Annotated in this window: 1 protein-coding gene; it reads right to left on the reverse strand. The window is 41.2% G+C overall.

Features of this window, described 5'->3' with window-relative positions:
* The coding region (petA, locus tag IEX97_RS13710; RefSeq protein ID WP_229776933.1) for a ubiquinol-cytochrome c reductase iron-sulfur subunit at positions 1 to 294 on the reverse strand (294 nt) is incomplete at both ends.

The following is a 294-nucleotide window of genomic DNA, read 5'->3' on the forward strand; positions in this document are numbered from 1 at the left end:
ATTGTGGACCAAGTTCCTGTTCATAGGGTTTATATTTTGGAATGCAGCCTAAATGAGTACAGATCCCAATCAATACTAAATATTCGGGTTTAATCGAGCGAAATTCATTCTTAGCATATTCAGGCTGCTGATCAACCAACGATTTAGGATCTCTTAGCAGGACATCATGATCATCTAAGCCTTCAAGCATTTCTTTAGTGCGACGGATAATCCAAACGGGTTTTCCTCGCCATTCGACTGTAATCTGTTGACCAGGTTCTAATTTACTTAAATCGACCTCAACGGGCGCTCCAG

Origin of the sequence: Paenalicyclobacillus cellulosilyticus, assembly GCF_014647315.1 — a bacterium.
GTDB classification, from domain to species: domain Bacteria; phylum Bacillota; class Bacilli; order Alicyclobacillales; family Alicyclobacillaceae; genus Alicyclobacillus_J; species Alicyclobacillus_J cellulosilyticus.